General features: G+C 71.2%; 20 protein-coding genes. 8 read left to right on the forward strand and 12 right to left on the reverse strand.

The features are described from left to right. The first annotated feature begins 50 nt into the window (after positions 1-50). From pgsA to ACVDFE_RS18145, 4 genes are all read left to right on the forward strand, one after another. Positions 51-653: a phosphatidylinositol phosphate synthase gene (pgsA, locus tag ACVDFE_RS18130; protein ID WP_360391610.1), complete on the forward strand. Its 603-nt coding sequence runs from the start codon at positions 51-53 to the stop codon at positions 651-653. Then, a complete protein-coding gene (locus tag ACVDFE_RS18135) occupies positions 650-1,552 on the forward strand; it encodes a phosphatidylinositol mannoside acyltransferase (protein ID WP_458431162.1) in 903 nt (300 codons plus the stop codon). The genes pgsA and ACVDFE_RS18135 overlap by 4 nt, the downstream gene beginning before the upstream one ends. 37 nt (positions 1,553-1,589) lie before the next feature. Beyond that, positions 1,590-2,702 carry a glycosyltransferase family 4 protein gene (locus ACVDFE_RS18140; RefSeq protein WP_360391605.1) on the forward strand — a complete coding sequence of 371 codons (1,113 nt, stop codon included), beginning with the start codon at positions 1,590-1,592 and terminating at the stop codon, positions 2,700-2,702. Between the two features lie 352 nt (positions 2,703-3,054). Then, positions 3,055-4,005, forward strand: a complete 951-nt coding sequence (locus ACVDFE_RS18145; protein WP_360391599.1) for an NUDIX hydrolase — start codon at positions 3,055-3,057, stop codon at positions 4,003-4,005. Between the two features lie 454 nt (positions 4,006-4,459). Here the strand turns inward: ACVDFE_RS18145 and ACVDFE_RS18150 are convergent, their stop codons facing one another. The 5 genes from ACVDFE_RS18150 to ACVDFE_RS18170 are packed head-to-tail and all read right to left on the reverse strand — an operon-like array spanning position 4,460 to position 10,482. Beyond that, positions 4,460-5,695, reverse strand: a complete 1,236-nt coding sequence (locus ACVDFE_RS18150) for a DUF4241 domain-containing protein (protein WP_458431165.1) — start codon at positions 5,693-5,695, stop codon at positions 4,460-4,462. Positions 5,696-5,747: 52 nt separating this feature from the next. Next, positions 5,748-6,740, reverse strand: coding sequence for a TIGR03842 family LLM class F420-dependent oxidoreductase (locus ACVDFE_RS18155; RefSeq protein ID WP_458431166.1), 993 nt, complete (start codon positions 6,738-6,740; stop codon positions 5,748-5,750). 12 nt (positions 6,741-6,752) lie between these two features. Next, complete coding sequence (hydA, locus tag ACVDFE_RS18160) at positions 6,753-8,138, reverse strand: dihydropyrimidinase (RefSeq protein ID WP_458431167.1); 1,386 nt, start codon at positions 8,136-8,138, stop codon at positions 6,753-6,755. Further along, a complete protein-coding gene (locus ACVDFE_RS18165) occupies positions 8,135-8,977 on the reverse strand; it encodes a nitrilase-related carbon-nitrogen hydrolase (protein ID WP_458431168.1) in 843 nt (280 codons plus the stop codon). Before ACVDFE_RS18165 ends, hydA begins: the two co-directional genes overlap by 4 nt. Next, entirely contained in the window at positions 8,974-10,482 is a 1,509-nt protein-coding gene (locus ACVDFE_RS18170) for an NCS1 family nucleobase:cation symporter-1 (RefSeq protein ID WP_360391585.1), read from the reverse strand. Before ACVDFE_RS18170 ends, ACVDFE_RS18165 begins: the two co-directional genes overlap by 4 nt. Positions 10,483-10,635: 153 nt before the next feature. Here ACVDFE_RS18170 and ACVDFE_RS18175 point away from each other — a divergent pair, with 153 nt between their 5' ends. Then, the gene (locus tag ACVDFE_RS18175; protein WP_458431169.1) at positions 10,636-11,367 is read left to right on the forward strand and encodes an alpha/beta hydrolase-fold protein; all 732 of its coding nucleotides are present in this window, start codon (positions 10,636-10,638) and stop codon (positions 11,365-11,367) included. Here the strand turns inward: ACVDFE_RS18175 and ACVDFE_RS18180 are convergent. From ACVDFE_RS18180 to ACVDFE_RS18200, 5 genes are all read right to left on the reverse strand, one after another. Continuing rightward, positions 11,330-11,851 carry a hypothetical protein gene (locus ACVDFE_RS18180; protein ID WP_458431170.1) on the reverse strand — a complete coding sequence of 174 codons (522 nt, stop codon included), beginning with the start codon at positions 11,849-11,851 and terminating at the stop codon, positions 11,330-11,332. The genes ACVDFE_RS18175 and ACVDFE_RS18180 overlap by 38 nt on opposite strands. A 51-nt stretch (positions 11,852-11,902) precedes the next feature. Further along, a complete protein-coding gene (locus ACVDFE_RS18185; protein WP_458431171.1) occupies positions 11,903-12,853 on the reverse strand; it encodes a hypothetical protein in 951 nt (316 codons plus the stop codon). Continuing rightward, positions 12,790-13,614 (reverse strand): hypothetical protein, encoded by an 825-nt coding sequence (locus ACVDFE_RS18190; RefSeq protein ID WP_458431172.1) that lies wholly within the window; start codon positions 13,612-13,614, stop codon positions 12,790-12,792. The genes ACVDFE_RS18185 and ACVDFE_RS18190 overlap by 64 nt, the downstream gene beginning before the upstream one ends. 32 nt (positions 13,615-13,646) lie before the next feature. Continuing rightward, positions 13,647-14,255 carry a class I SAM-dependent methyltransferase gene (locus tag ACVDFE_RS18195; RefSeq protein WP_458431173.1) on the reverse strand — a complete coding sequence of 203 codons (609 nt, stop codon included), beginning with the start codon at positions 14,253-14,255 and terminating at the stop codon, positions 13,647-13,649. Positions 14,256-14,449: 194 nt separating this feature from the next. Then, positions 14,450-15,157, reverse strand: coding sequence for a MerR family transcriptional regulator (locus tag ACVDFE_RS18200; protein ID WP_458431174.1), 708 nt, complete (start codon positions 15,155-15,157; stop codon positions 14,450-14,452). 129 nt (positions 15,158-15,286) lie between these two features. Here ACVDFE_RS18200 and ACVDFE_RS18205 point away from each other — a divergent pair, with 129 nt between their 5' ends. After that, on the forward strand, positions 15,287-15,703 hold the full coding sequence (locus ACVDFE_RS18205; protein WP_360391569.1) for a hypothetical protein: 417 nt from the start codon (positions 15,287-15,289) through the stop codon (positions 15,701-15,703). Positions 15,704-15,739: 36 nt separating this feature from the next. Here the strand turns inward: ACVDFE_RS18205 and ACVDFE_RS18210 are convergent, their stop codons facing one another. Continuing rightward, on the reverse strand, positions 15,740-17,332 hold the full coding sequence (locus ACVDFE_RS18210; RefSeq protein ID WP_458431175.1) for a PucR family transcriptional regulator: 1,593 nt from the start codon (positions 17,330-17,332) through the stop codon (positions 15,740-15,742). A 106-nt stretch (positions 17,333-17,438) separates the two neighbouring features. Between ACVDFE_RS18210 and ACVDFE_RS18215 the strand changes: the two genes are divergently transcribed. After that, complete coding sequence (locus tag ACVDFE_RS18215) at positions 17,439-18,722, forward strand: aspartate aminotransferase family protein (protein ID WP_458431176.1); 1,284 nt, start codon at positions 17,439-17,441, stop codon at positions 18,720-18,722. Next, positions 18,719-20,215: a CoA-acylating methylmalonate-semialdehyde dehydrogenase gene (locus ACVDFE_RS18220; protein ID WP_458431177.1), complete on the forward strand. Its 1,497-nt coding sequence runs from the start codon at positions 18,719-18,721 to the stop codon at positions 20,213-20,215. The genes ACVDFE_RS18215 and ACVDFE_RS18220 overlap by 4 nt, the downstream gene beginning before the upstream one ends. A gap of 111 nt (positions 20,216-20,326) precedes the next feature. Here the strand turns inward: ACVDFE_RS18220 and ACVDFE_RS18225 are convergent, their stop codons facing one another. After that, positions 20,327-22,384: an elongation factor G-like protein EF-G2 gene (locus tag ACVDFE_RS18225; protein WP_458431178.1), complete on the reverse strand. Its 2,058-nt coding sequence runs from the start codon at positions 22,382-22,384 to the stop codon at positions 20,327-20,329. Positions 22,385-22,621 lie beyond the last annotated feature (237 nt).

Here is a 22,621-nt window from a genome sequence, read left to right on the forward strand (position 1 = left end):
CTCACCCGCGGGAGGCACGTTTCAGCAGTCCAGCTAGGCTGCGAACCGCCATGCTGAACATCTTCGCTCGCGCGTCCGTCTCGCGCGTCACCGATCCGATCGGGGCGTGGCTGCTGGCGCGTGGCCTCACGCCCAACGTCGTCACCGTCGTCGGCACCGTGGGCGCCGTCGCGAGCGCGCTGTGGTTCATCCCCCGCGGGCAGCTGTTCCTCGGCAGCGCGCTGGTCGCGTTCTTCGTGCTGCTCGACCTGATCGACGGCGCGATGGCCCGCGCGGCCGGCCCGACGAAGTTCGGCGCGGTCCTCGACGCCACCTGCGACCGCATCGCCGACGGCGCCCTGTTCGCGGCGCTCACCTGGTACGCGCTCGACTCCGGCGCCCGCTGGACGGCGGCCGCCGGGTTCGTCTGCCTGGTCGCCGCGCAGGTCATCTCGTACGTGAAGGCGCGGGCGGAGGCCACCGGGCTCTCCGCCGACGGCGGCATCGCCGAGCGGGCGGAGCGGTTCATCGTGGCCCTCGTCGGCGCCGGTGTGCAGGGCCTGGGCGTGCCACACCTGCTGGACGTGGCGTTGTGGCTGCTCGCGGTCATGACGGTCGCGACGGTGGTGCAGCGCGTCCTCGCCGTGTCGAGGTCGGCGCGGGAGGCAGCGTGAACCTCGCGACGCTCGGGTACACCGCCGGCTGGCAGCTGATCCGGCTGCTGCCGGAGCCGTGGGCGCGCGGCCTGTTCCAGGCGGGCGCCGACCACGCGGCCCGCAGGGGCGGTGCGAGCGTCCAGCAGCTGCGCAAGAACCTGAGCCGGGTCGTCCCGCGGGCGGGCGACGAGGAGCTCGACCAGCTCGTGCGGGAGTCGCTGCGGTCGTACGCGCGCTACTGGCGCGAGGCGTTCCGCCTGCCGACGATGGACCACCGCGCGGTGGTCCAGAAGTGCGACCAGCTGATCTCCGGCACGGAAAACCTGGACGCGGCACTGCGTGAAGGCACCGGCGCCGTGGTGGCGTTGCCGCACAGCGGGAACTGGGACATGGCCGGTGTCTGGCTCGTCGCCCACTCCGGCACGTTCACCACCGTCGCCGAGCGGCTGAAGCCCGAGTCGCTGTACCGCCGGTTCGTGGAGTACCGCGAGACCCTGGGCTTCGAGGTGCTGCCGTTGACCGGCGGCGACCGTCCGCCCACGGCCGTGCTGACCGAACGCCTGCGCGCCAACAAGGTCGTGTGCCTGCTCGGCGACCGCGACCTGACCTCTTCCGGCGTGCCCGTGACGTTCTTCGGCGAGCAGACCCTGATGCCCGCGGGCCCCGCGCACCTGGCCGCCACCACCGGCGCCGCCCTGCTGCCGGTCGGCTGCTGGAACACCGAGGACGGCTGGCAGTTCCGCATCCACCCGCCGATCAAGGTGAGCACCGTCCCCGCCGCCACCCAGGCCCTCGCGGACGTCTTCGCCGCCGACATCGCCGCGCACCCCACCGACTGGCACATGCTCCAGAAGCTCTGGCTCGCGGACCTGCCGGAGAGCCGCCGCGCCGCGCTGGCCCGCCGGCACGTCCGGTGAGACCACGGGATCCCGCCCAGGTGGAGGTCGTGCCCCGGTGAAGATCGGAATCGTCTGCCCGTACTCGTTGGACGTGCCCGGCGGAGTGCAGGCCCACGTCGTCGACCTGGCCCGCGCCCTGATCGGCCTGGGCCACGAGGTGAACGTCCTCGCCCCCGCCGACGACGACCAGTCGCTGCCCCCGTTCGTCACCTCCGCGGGCCGCGCCGTCGGCATCCCCTACAACGGCTCCGTCGCACGCCTGTCGTTCGGCCCGGTGTCCTACGCGCGCGTGCGCCGCTGGATCGACGAGCACTCCTTCGACGTGCTGCACCTGCACGAGCCGACGGCCCCGTCCCTGTCGTTCCTGGCACTGGTGGTCGCCGACGGTCCGATCGTCGCCACCTTCCACACCTCCACGCCGCGCTCGAAGATGCTGGCCGCGTTCCAGGGCGTGCTGCAGCCGTTCCTGGAGAAGGTCACCGCCCGCATCGCCGTCTCCGCACTGGCCCGCCGCGTCCAGGTCGAACACCTCGGCGGCGACGCCGTGGAGATCCCGAACGGCGTCGACGTCGACTTCTTCGCCTCCGCCTCCACTTTGGACGGCTACCCGCGCCCCGGCGGCACCATCGGCTTCGTCGGCCGCTACGACGAGCCCCGCAAGGGCATGCCGATCCTCTGGGAGGCCTTCGGCCTGATCGCCGACGAGTTCCCCGACCTCCGCCTGCTCGTCGTCGGCCGCGGCGAACACGAGCTCACCGGCCCCCTCGCCGCCCGCGTCGACCTGCTCGGCCAGGTCAGCGACGAGGACAAGGCCCGCATGCTGCGCAGCATCGACGTCTACGTCGCCCCGAACACCGGCGGCGAGTCCTTCGGCATCATCCTCACCGAAGCCATGTCGGCGGGCACCGCGGTCGTCGCCTCCGACCTCGACGCCTTCCGCCGAGTCCTCGACGACGGCAAGGCCGGCGCGCTGTTCCCGGTCGGCGACGCCGCGGCCCTGGCCGACGCCCTCCGCTCCGTCCTGCGCGACACCGCGCTGCGCGCCGAGTACGTGGCCGCCGCCTCCGACCGCGTGCAGACCTTCGACTGGTCCGTGGTCGCCAGCCAGGTCCTGCGCGTGTACGAGACCGCCATCGCCGCCGACCCGCGTCGGGTGGCCGAGGCATGACCCGCGCCGACCGCTGCCCGCTCGCGGTGCCGGGTGCCCGCGTGGTCGCGGTTCCGGCCGCCGCGGCTCGGGCTGCCGCTGTTCCGGCTGCCACGGCTCGGGTGGCGTCCGTCGCTCCGGCCGTGGCGGGTGCCGCGTCCGCCGGTGCACACGGCCGCCGTCCCGCTCGCGGCCACCGCCTCTGCCGTCGCACCGCGGCTGCGTTGGCCGCGCTTTCGACCGCTGCGCCGAGCCCCCACCTCTGCCGTCGCACAGCGGGTGCGATGGCTGCGCTCCCGACCGCTGCGCCGAGCCTCCGCCGCGACGGCACCGGCCGCGCGGTCGCGGACCCCACCACCCAGGTGAGCGCCCCATGACCACCGTCGTCGTCGCCATCGTCATCGCACTGGTGCTGGCCGCCTGGATCCTGGCGATCGCCAACCGCCTCGACCGCCTCCACGTCCGCACCGATGCCGCCTGGGCCGCCCTCGACGCCGCCTTGGCCCGCCGCGCCGTCGTGACGCGTGCTCTGCTCGACCCCTCGCTGTCCGCCGCGGCCTCCCGTGCCGAGGCCGCCTCACGTGCCGACCGCGAGATGGCCGAGAACGAGCTGTCCGGACTCCTGGGTGCGCTCGACCGTTCGTCCCTCCCTCCTGCCGCGCTCGCTGAACTGGCTGACGCCGAGGAACGCGTCGTGCTCGCCCGCCGGGTCCACAACGACGCCGTCCGCGACACGCTGCTGCAGCGCCGCCGGCGCATCGTCCGCTGGCTGCGTCTGGCCGGCACCGCACCGCAGCCGTCCTACTTCGAGATCGCCGAACCCACCGCGCCCTCCGACGCGGTGATGCTGACGCCGCGCCCGTCCGCCCGCATCGTGCTCACCGACCCCGCCGGCCGCGTGCTGCTCTTCCAGGGCTTCGACCCCGCCCGGCCCCAGGAGCTCTTCTGGTTCACGGTCGGCGGTGGCGTCGAGAAGGACGAGGAGCTGCGCGACACGGCACTGCGCGAGGCGTTCGAGGAGACCGGCCTGCGGCTCGCCGCCGACGACCTGGTCGGGCCGGTGTGGCGGCGGCGCGCGGTGTTCAGCTTCGCCGGGCAGACGTTCGACGCCGAGGAGTGGTTCTTCTACACCTCCGTTCCCGAGTTCACCGTGGACCTGTCCGGGTTCAACGACGTCGAGGAGACCAGCATCTCCGCGTTCCGCTGGTGGACCGCGGAGGAGCTGGCCGCCACCGAGGACACCGTCTACCCGGTGCAGCTGGCGGAGCTGCTGCCCGCGCTCGCGGCGGGCGAGTGGGACGGCCAGACCCGCACGATCCGCTGACCGCTTGGCCGTGCCAGGCGCTGGGCGGCGGCGTCGGCCAATGCCTCCGCAGCCCAACGCAGGACGAGCGTCGCTGCTGCGGAGGGCGTCTGCCCGGTCCGTCGGGCGGAGCTGTTCCGCGCGCCGCGGCGGGCGAGCGGAACACCAAACCCACACGATCCGCTGACGGCTCGGCTGTGCCTGGGGCTGGGCGGCAACGGCACCTGGCGATCCGCGGCGGTGGCGTCGAACAAGGCCTTCGTGGCCCAGCGCGGGACGAGCGTGGCCGCCACAGACGGCCGTTTGCCCGGCACAGCTGGCGGATGCTGCCCGCGCTCGCGGTGGGCGAGCGGAACACCAGGTCCGCACTATCCGCCAAGAGTCTGGCGCTCCGCGGCAACGGTGTCGGGCAAGAACCCCGTCGCGTCGCCGCAAGCGAGCGGGACCGCCAGACCCGCGCGGGCCCGCTGGCGGCCTAGCGCTCCGCGCCGACAGCGTCGGGTAAGGCCTCCGTGGCCTGCCGCAGGACGAGCATGTCCGCCACGAAGCACGCCACCTCGCCGTCCGCCGACCGGCCGATCCACACCGGGTACGTGCCGTCGCCCCAGCCCGAGTGGTAGGCGACCAGTGTGGCGCCCGACGTCGGCTCGGTCAGCACCGCCGTCTTCGGGCCCATCGGGGTCATCAGCAGGTCCTCGGCCTCCTGCGACTCCTCGATCAGCTCGGCCAGCGCGGTGCACGCCGCGGCGTCCGTGAAACAGCCCACGCCGCCGTCGACGCCGAAGCCGTAGAACTCGCCCTCGCCGAGCACCACCACGTCCTGGCCCTCCTTGAGCGCCGGCTCCCACGACACGACCGGCGCCGGGGACACCACCAGCCTGGCCGCCGCGACACGGGTGTGGTCCGGCTGGTCCGCGAACCGCACCACCGACAGCTCGACCGGGTAGTCGCCCGGCGCGACCGCGGTCGAGAACGGCTGGCTCGTGCCGAGGTACGAGGGGTCCGCCGCGACCACCTGGCCGCTCGGCATCCGAACCGTGCCACCGGCCACCAGCTCGACCACCACGGTCTCGTCCCTGCGCGGCAGCGTCCAGCGCGTCCCCGCCCGGAACGCGCCGTCGATCCCCAGCGGACGCAGCGGTGCCGAGGGCTGCCACGGCGGATCGGCCGGCTCCTGCTCCGCGACGTCCACCGGCACCAGCTCCAGCTCCACGTCATCGGCCGAGGACAGCCCGGCCCAGTCGGAGAACGCGGGCACCTCCCCGTAGCACCCGCTGACGTCCTCCTGCTGCCAGTCGCTCCGCGAACCGCCGCGCTTGCCGTTCGGGCGCTCCACCCGCTTCACGTCGCCGTCGGGGGAGTAGGTGACCTGGGCGAACCCGCAGCCGTCGTCGAACTCGGGCTGCTCGTCGTCCCAGTAGGTCCACTCGCGACCACGCAGCAGGAACAGCCGCCCGTCGAGCACCCGGTACTCGTGCATCCGCCGGCGTCTGCCCTGCGGGTCGAGGAACCACCACCGTGCGAAGTGGACGCCCCACGCGATCTCGGCCACCACGGTGACACGGCCCGTTTCCGGCTCCACCAAGCAGAACGCGTACTGCTCACCGGCGCGGTCGCGCTCCCGTGCGACCGCCACCGGCAACCGGCCCGAGACCTCCCTCCGGTCGGGGTCCCAGCCCTCGCAGTACACGACTTCCAGCGTTGTGGTCATGGGGGCAACGGTAGCGGCGGGGTCTGACAGTTCTGGATCGCCGCAGGTCAGCTCACACCGCTGGGATCACCGACGACCCGTAGGCGTCGCGCGTCTTGTCCTTCTCGTCGTGCATCAGGTACAGCGCGAAGTTGTCGACCCCGATCTCCTTCAGCTCCTGCAACCGTTCCACGTGCGCCGACTCCGGTCCCACGAGGCAGAACCGGTCCACGATCGCGTCCGGCACGAAGTCCGTGGACCGGTTGCCCGCCTTGCCGTGGTGGGAGTAGTCGTAGCCCTCGCGGTCCTTGATGTAGTCGGTGAGCGCCTTCGGCACCGCGCCCGAGTCCCCGTACCGCGCGACGAGGTCCGCGACGTGGTTGCCGACCATCCCGCCGAACCACCGCAGCTGGTCCCGCTGGTGCGCCAGGTCCGTCCCGACGTACGCGGGGGCCGCCACGCACATCGTGATGGCGGACGAGTCCCTGCCCGCCGCGACGGCCGCCTCGCGCACCGAGCCGATCGTCCAGCGGGCGATGTCCGGGTCCGCGGTCTGCAGGATGAACCCGTCGGCCTGCTCACCGACCATCTTCAGCGCGCGCGGACCGTAGGCGGCCATCCACACTTCGAGCTTTCCGTTGCGCACCCACGGGATCTGCACCGCCGTGCCGTGGTGTTCCACGGAACGGCCCTCGGCCAGTTCCTTGATCACGTGCATCGCGGAGCCCAGGGTGGCCAGCGAGGAGGGCTTCTGGCCGATCACGCGGCGGGCCGAGTCGCCGCGGCCGATGCCGCAGACCGTGCGGTTGCCGAACATGTCGTTCAAGGTCGCGAACAACGACGCCGTCACCGACCAGTCGCGGGTGGACGGGTTGGTGACCATCGGGCCGACGACGAGGTCGCGGGTGGCGGCCAGGACCTGCGAGTAGATGACGAACGGCTCCTGCCACAGCACGCAGGAGTCGAACGTCCAGCCGTAGCGGAAACCGCAGTCCTCGGCCGCGCGGAGGCCCTCCACCACGTCCCGTGCCGGCGGGTCGGTCTGCAGCACTACACCGAAGTCCACGACGGACTCCTCTCAGACGAGGTACTGGTTGAGGTCACGCGACACGAAGCGGCCGTGGCCCGTCGAACCGCGGTAGGCGCCGTCCGAAACCACCTTGCGGCCGCGGGAGAACACCGTGTCCACGCGGCCGGTGACCTCGAAGCCCTCGTAGGCCGAGTAGTCCACGGCCATGTGGTGGGTCTCCGCGGAGATCGTCTGCGTGGCCGACGGGTCGTAGACCACCACGTCCGCGTCGGCTCCCGGTGCGATCACGCCCTTGCGCGGGTACATGCCGAACATGCGCGCCGGCGTCGTCGACACGATCTCCACCCAGCGCTCGCGGGTGATCTCGCCCTTCACCACGCCCTGGTGCAGCAGGTCGACGCGGTGCTCGACGCCGGGCATGCCGTTGGGGATCTTGGAGAAGTCGCCGACGCCCAGCTGCTTCTGGTCCTTGAAGCAGAACGGGCAGTGGTCGGTGCTCACGACGGACAGGTCGTTCGTCCGCAGGCCCCGCCACAGCGACGACTGGTGCTCCTTGGGGCGCAACGGCGGCGACGCCACGTACTTCGCACCTTCGAAACCGGGCCGGGCCATGTCCTCCAGCGACAGGTACAGGTACTGCGGGCACGTCTCCGCGAACACGTTCTGGCCGGTGTCCCGCGCGGCCGTGACGGCGTCCAGCGCCTGCGCTGCCGACAGGTGCACGACGTACAACGGAGCACCGGTGACGCGGGCCAGCTGGATGGCGCGGGACGTGGCCTCGCCCTCCAGCTCCGGCGGGCGGGTCAGGCCGTGCTGCACCGGGTCGCCCAGGCCGTTCGCCAGCGCCTGCGCGACGAGCTGGTCGATCGCGATGCCGTTCTCCGCGTGCATCATGATCGTGGCACCGGTCTCGCGGGCCTTCTGCATGGCGCGCAGGATCTCGCCGTCGGTGGCGTAGAAGACACCGGGGTAGGCCATGAACATCTTGAAGCTGTTCACGCCCTGAGCGATGCAGGACTCCACCTCCTTGAGCGACTGGTCGTTCACGTCAGAGATGATCATGTGGAAGCCGTAGTCGACCGCGCAGTTGCCGTCGGCCTTGGCATGCCACCTGTCCAGTGTGGACAGCAACGAGGAACCCTTGGGCTGCACGGCGAAGTCGACGATCGTGGTGGTGCCGCCCCACGCCGCCGCGGTCGTGCCGGTCTCGAACGTGTCGGCGGACTGCGTGCCGCCGAACGGCATCTCCATGTGCGTGTGCACGTCGATGCCGCCGGGGATCACGTACTTCCCGGCCGCGTCGACCACCTCGTCCGCCTGGACGGGGAAACCGGGCGTCACGAGGGCGGCGATGTGCTCGCCGTCGATCAGCACGTCCGCGGCGTGCGAACCGGTCGCGTTGATCACCAGGCCGTTCTTGACCAGGACGCTCACGGCGTCACCAGGCCCTCGTAGGTGTCCGGGCGGCGGTCGCGGTAGAACGCCCACGTGTCGCGGACCTCGGTGAGCAGGTCGAGGTCGAGGTCGCGCACCACGAGCTCCTCCTCGGTGTCCGAAGCGGCCTCGCCGACGAGCTGCCCGCGCGGCGAGACGAAGTACGTCTGGCCGTAGAACTCGTTGTCGCCCAGCGGTTCCACGCCGACCCGGTTGATGGCGCCGACGAAGTACTCGTTCGCCACGGCCGCGGCGGGCTGCTCCAGCCTCCACAGGTACTCCGACAGCGACCGCGACGTCGCCGACGGGTTGAACACGATCTTCGCGCCAGCGAGGCCGAGCGCGCGCCAGCCCTCGGGGAAGTGGCGCTCGTAGCAGATGTAGACGCCGATGCGGCCCACGACGGTGTCGAACACCGGGTACCCGAGGTTGCCCGGCTTGAAGTAGAACTTCTCCCAGAAGCCCTTGACCTGCGGGATGTGGTTCTTGCGGTACTTTCCGAGGTAGGTGCCGTCGGCGTCGATCACCGCGGCGGTGTTGTAGTACACGCCCGGCTGCTCCACCTCGTACATCGGCACGATCAGCACGATGTTGTTCTGCGCGGCGACCTCCTTCATCAGCTCCGTCGTGGGGCCGTCCGGGATCTCCTCGGTGTAGGAGTAGAAGTCCGCGTCCTGCACCTGGCAGAAGTACGGGCCGTAGAAGAGCTCCTGGAGACACAGGACCTGTGCGCCCTGCGATGCGGCGGTGCGGATGTGCTCGACCGCGTTCGCGATCATCGACTCCTTGTCGCCCGTCCACTTCTGCTGGACGAGCGCCGCCCGGATGACGTTGCTCACCTGGTCGTCTCCTTCGCCTTGGTGTCCTTGAGTGCGAGGAAAACCAGGAAGCCGGCGGCGAAGCCGACGACCCAGTTGTAGTCGTAGAGCGGCTTGAGGAACGGGATGAGCCCGTCCGCGGGGAACGGCCCGCCGTGGGCGCCGCCGACCGCGAGCACGCCGCCGGCCAGCGTCGCCACCACGGCCCGCCAGTTCCAGCCGCCGTTGAACCAGTACGCGCCGCGCCCGTCGAGGTAGAGGTCCTCCAGGTGCAACCGGGTCTTCTTGATCACCCAGTACCCGGCCACGAACACGCCGGCCACGCTCGCCAGCAGGCCGCCGTAGAACCCGAGCCACGCGAAGATGTAGATGCTCGGGTCGGAGATCAGCCGCCACGGCTGGATCAGGATGCCGACCACACCGGTGATCAGGCCGCCGACCGCGAACGTGATGCGCCGCGGGAACGCGTTCGAGAAGTCGTAGGAGGGGCTGACCACGTTCGCCGCGAGGTTCGCCGAGATCGTCGCGAGCACCAGCGAGATCAGTGCGACCAGCACGAGCGGCGTGCTGTCGAACCGGGACGCGAGGTCCGCCGGGTCCCAGATCGCCTCGCCGTAGAGCGCCTGCGCGCCCGACGTCGTGAGGATCGCGACGATCGCGATGAACGACATCGTGGTCGGCAGCCCGAGGACCTGCCCGGTCACCTGCTTGCGCTGGCTGCCGCCGAACCGGGTGAAGTCCGGCATGTTGAGGCTGAGCGTCGACCAGAACGCGATCATGCCCATCAGCGCGGGGAAGAACACCTTCCAGAAGTCCGGTCCCCAGCCGAGCTTGCTGCCGGTCTGCAGGATCGGCCCGAACCCGCCCGCCTTGACCAGCACGTACCCCAGCAGGACCAGGAAGCCGACGCTCACCAGCGGCGCCGTCCAGTTCTCGAACCGCCGGATCGCCTCCATGCCGCGCCAGATCACCAGCATCTGCACGACCCAGAAACCGAGGAAGCACAACCACAGCGTCCACGGCTGACCGCCCACTTCGGACGCTCCTGTCCACCCCTCGCCGGCCAGTCGGCCGATGATGACGTGCAGCGCCTTGCCGCCCACCCACGTCTGGATGCCGAACCACGCGCACGCGATGAACGCCCGCAGCAACGCCACCAGGTTCGCGCCGCGGATGCCGTAGAAGGCCCGCGCGAACACCGGGAACGGGATGCCGTACTTCGTGCCCGCGTGGCTGTTCAGCAGCATCGGGACCAGCACGACCAGGTTGCCGAGCGTGATCGTGAGGAACGCCTGCACCCAGTCCATCCCCAGCGCGATCAGGCTCGCGGCAAGCGTGTAGCTGGGGATGTTGTGCGCCATGCCCATCCACAGCGCGAAGAAGTTGTACGTCGACCACGTCCGCTGCTCGACCGGCACGGGCGCGAGCTCGGGGTTGTAGAACCTGCTGTCCTGGATGGGACGCACATCGCTGAGCTCGACGCGGCCATCGGGTGTGACCTGGGGCGATGAGGCCTCAACTGCCATCGTTCAACCCCCTGTTACGCTGCTGAAACAACGCGAACGCGGTCGGTTCCATCCCGGAATCCTGGGTCCACCGCTGTATGCGTGGCAGTGTCAGAGTGTCCACGCTTCGCATGATCGGCGCACATTGTGTGCGTTGCGTGGAAGACTCGTCCCATGGGGATCTCGCGCCGCGCGCTGCTGCTCGGGGGAGCCGGCGCGCTCGGAGCCGCCGGAGTGGCCGGTGCCCTGACCCCGCGCGGCCGCCGCCTGCTGGGCTGGACCGGCCCCGACGGCGTGGTGCCCGAGGTGGCGCCGGTCTCCGTGACGCCGGCGCCGTGGGGTGCGTGGATGGGCGGCGGTGACGGTCCGGTGGTGCTCGTGCTGCACGGCCGTGGCGGCAGCGTGCGGTGGTGGGAGCAGGTGGGCCTGCCCGAGTTCCTCGCCGCCTCCGGTCTCCGCCTGCGCCTCGCCGTCCTCAACGGCGCCGACGACTACTGGGTCGGCCTGACGCCACCGGTGCCGTTCGACGCCGCGCTGGGCATCTCGATGGGCGGCTTCGGCGTGCTCGGCATCGCGACCAGGCAGCCGTTGCGCGCGGTGGCGGCGATCAGCCCGGCCGTCTTCCCCACCTGGCAGGACGCCGAACGCATCCACGGCTTCGCCTCACGCGAGGCGTGGGAGGCGAACGAGCCGCTGCTGCGCGCCACGTCGATCGACTCGCCCGTCGGCATCTGGTGCGGGCAGGAGGACCCGTTCCACGACGCGGCCGCGGACCTGGCGCGCAAGGCGCGGGCGCAGGTGGGGTCGTTCGAGCACGGCGCGCACGACGTGCACTACTGGCGGCGGGTGCTGCCGGAGGCGCTGCGGTTCATCGGCGACCGCCTCGGTGGGAGTGCACTGCCCTGACCCGCACGACGGCCGTGCCCGCCTTCCGGTCGTGCCACGTCCGCGTGCCCCGCAGGTCCAGGCTCTCCACCGCAGACAACGCGAGCAGCGTCACCCCGCTGACCAGCACCAGCGGCCCCAGCCACCCCGCCTGCCCGGTGCCGAGGTGCTCACCGGCCACGACCCACGGCTGCTGCCACCCCAGCCCCGCCATGAACGCCGGCTCGCGCCACCCGAGGCCGGTCAGGACGAGCGCGACCCCCGCACCCGGCAACGCCGTCGTGATCAGCGCGCGGGCCAGCACCCTCTTGTTCCGGAAGCCCGTGGCGGGACCGACGACGCGCAGGCCGGTCAGGGCCTTGCCGAGGGTGTTGAGGTGCAGCAGGGCGGCGTCGTAGACAGCGGCGACGGCCACCACGGCCACCGGTTCGTGCACCAGCGGCCAGGTCACGACCAGCACGAGGAGCCAGTCGAGAAGGCGGGCCGTGAACCGACGAGCGAGCATGACTCACGCTAAGCGCCTGCAACGGGCCATAAGGTGCCAGTTCAAGGCCACTTAGCGGCAGCCCGTCTCCTCCATTTCATGGATCATGCTCCGGAGTCGATCTTGCTTCTTGGTGTCTTTGAGGTCCTCAAAGATCACTAGAGCCTTCTGTGCGTGATAGACCGCTTCGTTGCTGCGATTTAAACGATGAAGTGTCGAAGCGAGGCTGTGATGAGTTCCTGCGATGAGCATGCGGTTGGACTCAACGCTATCCTGGTGCTGAAGCGCGTCCTGAAGGTGGTGGACAGCCTTGTCAGGGCAGCCCAATGTCGACCACGTAAAAGCCAGCATGAGAGAAGCTGAACTGGCGATCTTTGAGTTGCGGTCCGCAGTCGCGAGGTCGCGAATTTTCTCGCATTTCTCGAAGAACTCCTTTTTGCTGAAATTGATAAGGAAGCTCACAAAAGCGTGTTCATTGCCGGTGAAATCGGCCGCATGGTCAGCGATTTTCGCATCCTCGATCCGCTCTCGCGCACGCTGAACAGCTGCTTCCCATCCGGTTGTTGTGGAGTCGGGGGAGACTAGCGACTCCGATCGGATGCGGGCGAAGTCCGCCAGCGCCCAGGCCAGCACGAGGGACTCCGCCTGACGACCGGACCGGCGAGCCATGGCCGCTGTCGCGATCAGTGCCCCCACATGCGCTTCCAGCCACTCCACGTTGCCGGGACCTGCGTCGGCCAGAGCGGCGAGTGCGCGCTCGCCGAAGTGGCGGACCAGCCGGTCTTCGGCTTCGGTGCGCAGGTCGACCGGATCGGCTTCGATGCTGTGCAGCGCGTAGTCCCGGATGAGGTCGTGGAACCGGTTCTGCTGGTCCACGAGACTCGCGTTGCGCAGGTCGCGCAGCATGCGCTTCGCCGTCATCAGGTCGACCTCGGCGAGCGCGGCGGCTCCTTCGACGGTCACCTCGTCGCCGGGGTGCAGGGCGAGCAGGCCGAAGAACCGTTGGTGCTGCTGTGAAAGCATCTGGTACGACAGGTCGAACGCGGCCCGGACGTCCCTGTCGTCGTCGACGAGCAACCCAGTCGCGCCGAGCGGAAGTCAGCGGCCCAGTCGTTGTCCGGATCGCTCGCCTTGAGCGCCCGCATGATCGACAAGGCGAGCGGGAGGCGTCCGCACAACGTGGCCAGCTCGCGGTCACCGACGAGCTCTGCCGCGGCCGGGGCGTCGAGCACGCCGAGGTCGAGCGGGACCGCTCCGTCCAGGCTGGTGAGCCGATGGCGGCTCGTCACGACGACCTGGTGTTCCGCGACGATGAGCGGCCGGACCTGAGCGGCGGTGTGCACGTTGTCGAGGACGATCAGCATGCGGTCACGCGCGGCGACCAGGGAGCGGAAGAGAGCGGCTTTGTCCGCCTCGGCGGGCGGGATGTCGGCGACGCCCAGCGACCGCAGGAACGAGTCGAGGGCGTGGGACGCCGTCGTGCGCCGAGACCTGTCGTAGCCGTGGAAGTTCCAGAACAGCCGCCCGCCGGGGAACTCCTGGCACTCGGCGTGCCGCAGCACCAGCTCGGTCTTGCCGGTTCCCGCGAGCCCGGACACGACGACGAACCGGGTCGCGGCCAGCACCGCCAACTCGTCGGAGCGGCCGACGAAGGCAGCGGTGGACGGGGGCAGGCCGGCGAGTGCGGTCATCGGGGCGGCCGCGTGCACGGCGTCGATGTTCACGGTGCCGATCTGGGTGGCCTGCACGGCCTGACCATGGTTGTTGCCGTGCAGTTCGTTCATCCCGGCATTGTGCCATCCGACCCCGAACGAGGTCAGCGCGCGAACTCGGCCACCCACCGCCCGTCCGCGCGCCGGATCGACCGCGCACTCAACCCGTCCGTCGCGAACGCCTCGACCTCGGCCGGCGTCAACGGCCACGGCGGGCCGTCCGGCTCCGGGCCCTCGTCCCGCGCTACGGCCAGCACCAGCAGCGTCGACCCCACGAGCGAGGCGACGCGTCCGGTGGCCTGAGCGTGCAGCGCCACCGGCAGCGCCTGCACGGTCATGTTCTCCACCACCAGGTCGAACGCGCGGTGCCACGCGGCCGGCGGGGCGAGCAGGTCGGCCACCTCGTAGGAGACCTTCGTCTGCGGGAACCGCGCGCGGGTCGCGGCGATGGCGCTGGGGGAGATGTCGAACGCGGTCACGTCGAAGCCGAGTGTGGCCAGGTACTCGGAGTCGCGGCCGTAGCCGCAGCCCACGACCAGCGCGGTGCGGCCGGTGCCGTCGACGCCGTCGGCCCACTCGACCAGGTGTGGTTGCGGGGTGTTCTTGTCCCAGGGGACGGCGGCCGTGCCGGCATCGGCTTCCGCGTACAGGTCCTCGAACCACCCGGTGGGGTTGGCGGCGGCCAAGCGGCGGGCGTCGTCATCAGCGGACATGGCACCTTTCTACCGGCGTCGGCGTACGGCCGGGTCACTCGCGCCCCCTCGCCGGAGCACGGGACGTGATCGCAGGGGAGGCGGAACGGACTGAGCACCTGGCCGGAAGCCTTGTCCGCCCCCCTCCTTGCAGACGCCAGCAGAGCCAGGAGCAGGAGCTCGGGGTGGCGAAGGCGCAACAGCTGGCAACCTGCTCAGCGTGCCGCGCGGGCCTGTGCCAGGTAGTCGAGCAGCCCGTCGTCCGCGGGCCACCCGAGCTGCGCGCTGGTCGCCGCCCGGTTCTCCGCCCACGACCGCTGCGCCGCCGCCTTGACCGCCGGGTCGTCGCCGGTGAACCGCGCGCCCAGCGCGTCCCACTGCCGGGACAGCTCGACCACGCGGGGGTCGGTCGCGGGGGTGCCGTCGGCCAGGTGGCCGCGCAGCCGGGAGACCAGGTCGAGCCACGAGGCCTTCAGCGCCTCCACGGCCTCGCCGCCCATCTCGGCGGCACGGGAACGCAGGTCCGACAGCTGGTCTGCGGTGAAGTAGCTCTCGTACACGGACATCAGCTCCAAAGTGGACAGAAGGGACTCCGGTGAGTCCTCGGTGAGCAGGCCGGCGATCCGCGAGCGCAGCGCCTCCACCTGCCGCGCTCGGGTCGTCAGGGCCGCCAGCTGCGCCTCGAAGAGCGGGCGCAGGGAGTCCGAAGAGGACAGTGCGGACCGCACCTCCTCCAGGGAAAGACCGAGCTGGCGCAGTGATCTCACCTGATAGAGGCGGCGGACGTCGGCGGGTGTGTACCGACGGTGACCGGACGGCGTGCGCTCCGAGGCGACGACCAGGGCGATCTCGTCGTAGTGGTGAAGGGTGCGGACGGTCAGGCCACTTGCTCTGGCCAGGTCACCGATGCTCCAGCGGGTCACATGACGACGGTAGGACCTCCCGTGGGGTGAGGTTCAACCCCCGGATCACACGATCGAGCGCCTAAACATCCGAACCGGAACAGCCGATGAAATCGAAGATCGGTCCCCAAACCCAGATTGAGGAAAACTGTGTCTCGTTCCGGACTCCTCCGTGCCGCCGCCCTCCTCGCCGCCGGTGCGGCCCCGCTGCTCGCGGGTACGGCCAACGCGGCCGAGGCCCCCGTGCTCGACGGTGGTGTGCCCGACGTCGGCGCGGACCAGCTGATCTCCGACGCCAAGCGGCACGTCGACATCCTCGAGGTGGACAAGGCCGTCAAGCTGCCGACCGTGAGCGCGCCGGTGGGCGAGAAGACGGCGACGCTGGCCCTTCCGCGGGAGCGCAGCGCCGCGAACCCGGTCGCGCCCGAGCTGGGTTCGCTGCCCGGCACCCCGAGCGCGGAGACGCTGCTCGCCGGTTCGCAGTTCGGCGGCCTGCAGACCCCGCAGCTGTCGGACCTGCCCACCAACACCGTGCTGTCCGGCATCCTGCCGACGATCAACGGCTGAGCAGCGCCCGAAGCGGACGGGCCCGTGCCGGAGTCGTCACGGGCCCGTTTCGTGCACCAGCAGCGCCACGTGGAGCGACAGCACCGACTCCGGGTCCTCCAGCGAGACCCCGAGCACCTGTTCGATCCGGGCCAGCTGCTGGTAGTAGGCGGTGCGGGAGAGGTGGGCCGCCGCGGCGGCCGCCGACTTGTTGCCGCCGTTCTCGCACAGGCACCGCAGCAGCTCCACCAAACGTGAGCCCTGCGCCGCGTCGCGGGCGAGCAACGGGCCCAGCTCGCGGTCCGCGAACGCGCGCACCCGTTCGTCCTCGCGCAGCAGGTGCAGCAGACCGCGCAACCGCACGTCGTCCAGCCGGTGGTACAGCTGGGTTCCCGGCGCCCGCAACGCCGCACCGGCCACGTGTGCTGCCTCGCCCAGCGAGCGGCGAACGTCCGTTGTGGACGACACGGTCGTGCCCACGGCGATCACCACCGCGCCCGCCGCCGTCCGGTGGACCTCGCGTGCGACCTTGCGCAGCACACCTTCCACCCCGACGGTCACGGGCACCGACAGCAGGGCCCGCACGGACGTGTCGTCCACGACGCCGACCAGTGCCGCGACCGTCACCCGCCGCCCCGCCAGCGCCGTGGCCTCGGCGAGGTCGCGCAGGACCTCCTGCGTCGCAAGCGTTTGCCCGTGCCCGCCGGACACCGGCCGGACCGCCACGCCGATCAGCTGCCGGCGTTCCAGCGGCACCCCCAGCGCCGCCGCCCGCGCGCCCAGGTCGGGTGCGGCGGGGGACTGGCCCAGCAGCTGCGCCAGCAACGTCCGGTGCGTCTGGCGTTCCAGCGACTCCCGGTCGCGTGCCACCAGGCGGTGCACGGCCAGCGCGGACGCCGCCCGCTCGGCCACCACGACGTGCCGGTGCGGGGGCGGTTCCGGCGACACCAGCACCAGCCGGCCCCAGTCCGCGCCGCGCGCGCCGACGATCGTCACGAGCCAGCCGGAGGCCTCGTGGTAGGCCGTCCGCTCGGCCACCGCCACCGCCCGCGAGCGCGCCGCCCAGTCATCCAGCAGCAGCACCGGGTCGTGCCCGGCCGCGTCGTAGGCCAGCACGTCGTGGCCGAGCGTCTCCAGCACGACCGCGAGCCCCGACGTGCGCGCCACCTCGCGCAGCACCTCGGACGGCTCGGCACCCGCGACCGTCAGCGCCGTGAACGTCTCGTGCACCTGCTCCGCGGCCCGCAGCTCGGCCAGCTGGGCGTCCACGATCAACGCCACCACCGCCTCCGTCACGGCCACGTACCGCGTCTCGGCGGCGAGGGTGACCAGCGGCAACCCGTGCTGCTCCGCCGCCGTGACCAGGGCGGCGGGCACGTCGTCGCGCCACCGCCGCCCCAGCTCCACGACCAGGCCCGCGCACCCCACCGCCGCCAGCTCCCCGACGTAGCGGGCGAGGCCCGAGTCGGGCAGCATCACACCGGTCGTCAGCACCAGCTCACCGCCGCGCAGCAACGGCGCGATGTCCGCGATCTCCGCCACGTGCACCCAGCGGACCCGCCGCGACAACCCCGCCGACCCGGCCACCAGGCGCGGCTTTCCCTGCCGGATCACCGGGAGGGCGACGACTTCGGCGACCGTCGGGTACATGGACACAACGTAATGCCAACCAGCCGATCCGGGTACAGGTTGTGCATGGCGGCGGACCCGTCACCCCAGCAGACTCGCGAGCAGGTGGAGACCCCTGGAGGACGTGATGGCCCACAAGGAGCTGCTGGTACGACACCGCGCGGTGATGCCGAAGTGGCTGGCCCTCTACTACGACGAGCCCATCGAGATCGCGAGCGCCGACGGGCGGCGGGTGACCGACAGCGAGGGCACGACCTACCTCGACTTCTTCGCGGGCATCCTGACCAACGCCATCGGCTACGACGTGGCCGAGATCAGCGACGCGATCCGCTCACAGCTCGACACCGGCGTGCTGCACAGCTCCACGCTCTACCTGATCAGGTCGCAGGTCGAGCTGGCGGAGAAGGTCGCGGAGCTGAGCGGCATCCCGGACGCCAAGGTGTTCTTCACGAACTCCGGCACCGAGGCCAACGAGACGGCGCTCATGCTCGCCACGCAGGCCCGCCGCAGCGAGCAGGTCCTGGCGCTGCGCAACAGCTACCACGGCCGCGCGTTCGCCACGACCGCGATCACCGGCAACCGCGGCTGGTCGGCCTCCGCGCTGTCGCCGATCAAGGTCAGCTGGGTGCACGGCGGCTACCGCTACCGCAGCCCGTTCAGGTCGCTGTCCGACGCCGACTACGTCAAGGCCTGCGTCGACGACCTGCGCGAGGTCATCGAGACCACCACGTCCGGTGACGTCGCGTGCATGATCGCCGAGCCGATCCAGGGCGTCGGCGGGTTCACCTCCCCGCCCGACGGCCTGTTCCGCGCGTTCAAGGACGTGCTGGACGAGTACGGGATCCTCTTCGTCTCCGACGAGGTGCAGACCGGCTGGGGCCGCACCGGCGAGCACTTCTGGGGCATCCAGGCGCACGACGTCGTGCCGGACGCGATGACGTTCGCCAAGGGTCTCGGCAACGGCCTCGCGATCGGCGGCGTGGTCGCCCGCGGCGACCTGATGGACACCATCACCGCCAACTCGATCTCCACCTTCGGCGGCAACCCGGTCTCCACCGCCGGCGCGCTGGCGACGCTGAACTACCTGCTCGACCACGACCTGCAGGCCAACGCGGCCAAGCTCGGCTCCCGGCTGATCGGCGGCCTGCGCGAGCTCGCGGAGCGGCACCCGGTGATCGGCGACGTGCGCGGCAAGGGCCTGATGGTCGGCGTCGAGCTGGTCGGTCCCGAGGGCGAGCCCAACCCCGGTGCGGCCACGACCGTGCTGAACGAGACCAGGGCGCTGGGCCTGCTCGTCGGCAAGGGCGGCCTCTACGGCAACGTCATCCGCCTCGCCCCGCCGATGACCCTCACCGAGGACGAGCTGGACGAGGCGCTGGGCATCCTCGCGCAGGCGGTGGCGCGCGCATGACCGGGCCCGGGATGATCAGGCACTGGATCGGCGGCAAGAGCTGGGCCGAGACGCCGGAGCGCACCGGTGACGTCTACGACCCGGCCACCGGCAAGGTGGCGAACCAGGTCGCGTTCGCGTCGGTGTCCGAAGTGGACGCAGCGGTCGACACGGCCGCGAAAGCGTTTGCGCAGTGGCGCAACGCGTCGCTGGCGCAGCGTTCGACGGTGATGTTCAAGTTCCGCGAGCTGCTCAACGCGCGCAAGGGCGAGCTGGCCGTGCTCGTCAGCTCCGAGCACGGCAAGGTGGTGTCCGACGCGGGCGGCGAGGTGCAGCGCGCCCTGGAGTCCGTCGAGTACGCGTGCGGCATCCCCACGTTGCTGCGGGGCGGTTTCAGCGAGAACGCCTCCACGAAGGTCGACGTCTACTCGATCCAGCAGCCGGTGGGCGTGGTCGGCGTGATCTCGCCGTTCAACTTCCCCGCGATGGTGCCGCTGTGGTTCGTGCCCACCGCAATCGCTTGCGGCAACACGGTGGTGCTCAAACCGTCCGAAAAGGACCCGAGTGCCTCGGTGTTCATCGCCGAGCTGTTCGCCGAGGCGGGCTTGCCCGACGGCGTGCTGAACGTCGTGCACGGCGACAAGGTGGCCGTTGATCGGCTGCTGGAGCACCCGGTGGTCAGGGCGATCTCGTTCGTCGGCTCCACGCCGATCGCGAAGTACGTCTACGAGACCGGCACCGCGCACGGCAAGCGGGTGCAGGCGCTGGGCGGGGCCAAGAACCACATGGTGGTGCTGCCCGACGCCGACCTCGACCTGGCCGCCGACGCCGCGGTCTCGGCGGGCTTCGGCTCGGCGGGGGAGCGCTGCATGGCCGTCTCGGTGGTCGTGGCGGTCGGCCCGGTCGGCGACGAGCTGGTCGAGAAGATCAAGTCCAGGATCGCCGACGTCCAGGTCGGCTCCGGGCCGTCGTGCGAGATGGGACCGCTGGTCACCGGCGCCCACCGGGACAAGGTGACGTCCTACCTGGACGCCGGGGTCGAGGCGGGCGCGGTGCTCGCGGTCGACGGCCGCGACCACCCGATCGACGGCGACGCGAGCGGTTTCTGGCTCGGCCCGACCCTGTTCGACCACGTCGGCACGGACATGTCGGTCTACACCGACGAGATCTTCGGCCCGGTGCTGTCCGTCGTGCGCACCTCGACCTACGAGGAGGCGCTGGAGCTGGTGAACGCCAACCGGTACGGCAACGGCACCGCCATCTTCACCAACGACGGTGGCGCCGCGCGCCGGTTCCAGAACGAGGTGGAGGTCGGCATGGTCGGCGTGAACGTGCCGATCCCCGTGCCGGTCGCCTACTACTCCTTCGGCGGCTGGAAGGAGTCGCTGTTCGGGGACGCGCACGCCTACGGACCGCACGGCGTGCACTTCTTCACCCGCTCCAAGGTGGTCACCTCGCGCTGGCTGGACCCGTCGCACGGCGGGGTCAACCTCGGGTTCCCGCAGAACACCTAGCCCGGCGGGAAGCCGCGGGACGCGGCGGCGTCGGCGGAGGCGGGTCTCGTGCAGACGGCCCGCCTCGGCCGCGCTCCCGACCTGCGCGTCGGACACGCGGATCGACCGGGCCTACCGGCTCGTGCGCGCCGCCAGTGCCTCGGGGACCGGGTCGTAGCGGGAGAACCGGCGGGTGAACGTGCCGGTGCCCGAGGTCAGCGCGCGCAGCTCGACGGCGTAGCGCAGCAGCTCGCTCGACGGCACCTCCGCGCGGATCACCGTGCGGCCGCCCTCGCCCGCCTCGGTGCCGAGCACCCGCCCGCGCCGCCCGGACAGGTCGCCCAGCACCGTGCCGAGGTGTTCGTCGGGCAAGCGGATCGCGAGCTCGTCCATCGGTTCGAGCAGCTGCGTGCGCCCGGTGGCGGCGGCCTCCTTCAACGCCAGCGCGCCGGCGGTCTGGAACGCCGCGTCCGACGAGTCGACCGAGTGCGCCTTGCCGTCGACGAGGGTCACCCGGACGTCCACCACCGGCGTGCCGTCGTGCAGGCCCTTCTCCAGCTGCGCGCGCACCCCCTTCTCGACGGAGGGGATGAACTGGTGGGGGACCGCGCCGCCGATGATCTTGTCGACGAACTCGAAGCCGGAGCCGCGCGGCAGCGGCTCGACGACGATGTCGCACACCGCGTACTGGCCGTGCCCCCCGGACTGCTTGACGTGCCGGCCGTGGCCCTTCGCCGGTCCCGCGAAGGTCTCCCGCAGCGGCACGCGCACCGGCTCGGTGTCGATCTCCGCGCCGCCCGCCCGCAGCCGTGCCAGCACGACGTCCGCGTGCGCCTCGCCCATGCACCACAGCACCAGCTGGTGCGTCTCGGCGTTGCGGTCCAGCCGCAGCGTGGGGTCGCCGGCGACGAGGCGGTTGAGGTTGCGCGCCAGGTTGTCCTCGTCGCTGCGGGTGCGCGGCACGACGGCAACGGGCAGCAACGGTTCCGGCATGTCCCACGGCGCCATGAGCAGCGGCTGCTCGGGCGCGGACACGGTGTCGCCGGTCTCGGCGGTGGTCAGCTTGGTCAACGCGCACATGTCACCCGCCACGCAGTACGGCACCTCGCGCAGGTTCGACCCCAGCGGCGAGTAGATGTGCGCGACGCGTTCGTCGGTGTCGTGGTCCTCGTGCCCGCGGTCGGCCATGCCGTGCCCGGAGACGTGCACCGGCCGTTCGGGCCGCAGCGTGCCCGAGAAGACGCGGACCAGCGACACGCGGCCGACGTAGGAGTCCACGGCGGTGCGGACCACCTCGGCGACGAGTGGCCCGTCCGGGTCGGCGGCCATGCGGGGCTGCGGGATGCCGTCGACGGAGGTCACGTCGGGCACCGCGTGCTCCAGCGGTGACGGGAACGCCCGCGCGATGCCGTCGAGCAGCTCGGTCAGGCCCAGGCCGGTCGCGGCGCACACGGGCATCACGGGGTGGAACGACCCGCGCGAGACGGCGGTCTCCAGGTCGGCGATCAGCGTGTCCTGGTCGATGTCCTCCCCGGCCAGGTACCGGTCCATGAGGGTCTCGTCCTCGCTCTCGGCGATGATCCCCTCGATCAGCGCGGCCCGTTCCTCCGGGTAGTCGCCGCCCTGGGTCAGGAGGCCGACGAGCCGGTCGCCCTCCTGCACGTACAACGGCACCACGCCCGCGCCGAACGCCGCCTGGCACGCGAGCACCTCGGTGGTGAGATCGGCGCGATGGTGGTCCGTGCGCGTGACGACGACCGCACGCGGCATGCCCACCAACGCGCACTCTTCCCACAACGCCACCGTTGCCGCGTCCACGCCCTCGAAGGCGTTGACGACGAAAAGGGCCGCGTCCGCGGCCCGCAGTCCTGCCCTGAGCTTCCCCACGAAGTCGACGTAGCCGGGGGTGTCGATCAGGTTGATCTTGATGTCCCCGTGCCGGACCGGTGCCACCGCGAGGCCGACCGACCGCTGTTGCCGCACCGCCGCCGGGTCGTGGTCGCAGACCGTCGTCCCCTCCGTGACCGATCCCGCGCGGCTGACCACGCCGGTGGCGGCGAGCAGGGCCTCGGTGAGCGTCGTCTTGCCAGAGCCGGACGGGCCGACGAGCACGACGTTGCGGACCTTGGCCGGGTCGTCCACAGCGACCGCGCCTGCCGAGGTGGTGTTGTCGGAGCCCTTGCTTCCCATGGCGACCTCCGTCAAGTCGTAGTGTCCGATCTCACACCCGTTCACCGGTGGTCACAAGCCCGGAAACCCGACCGGGTGCCGCCCGGTGCGCGAACACAGTTCACAGCGGCGGTGGAGTGAGCAGCGTCACCACCTGCGGTTGGCCGGAAAGTGGCCTTCTGTTTCGTGGCTCCAGTGGCTTGGGTCAGGGGGCCACGTCGGACGTAGCCTCTGGGGAACGACTTCCCCTCGTGAAAG

The organism is Lentzea chajnantorensis, from assembly GCF_054300775.1.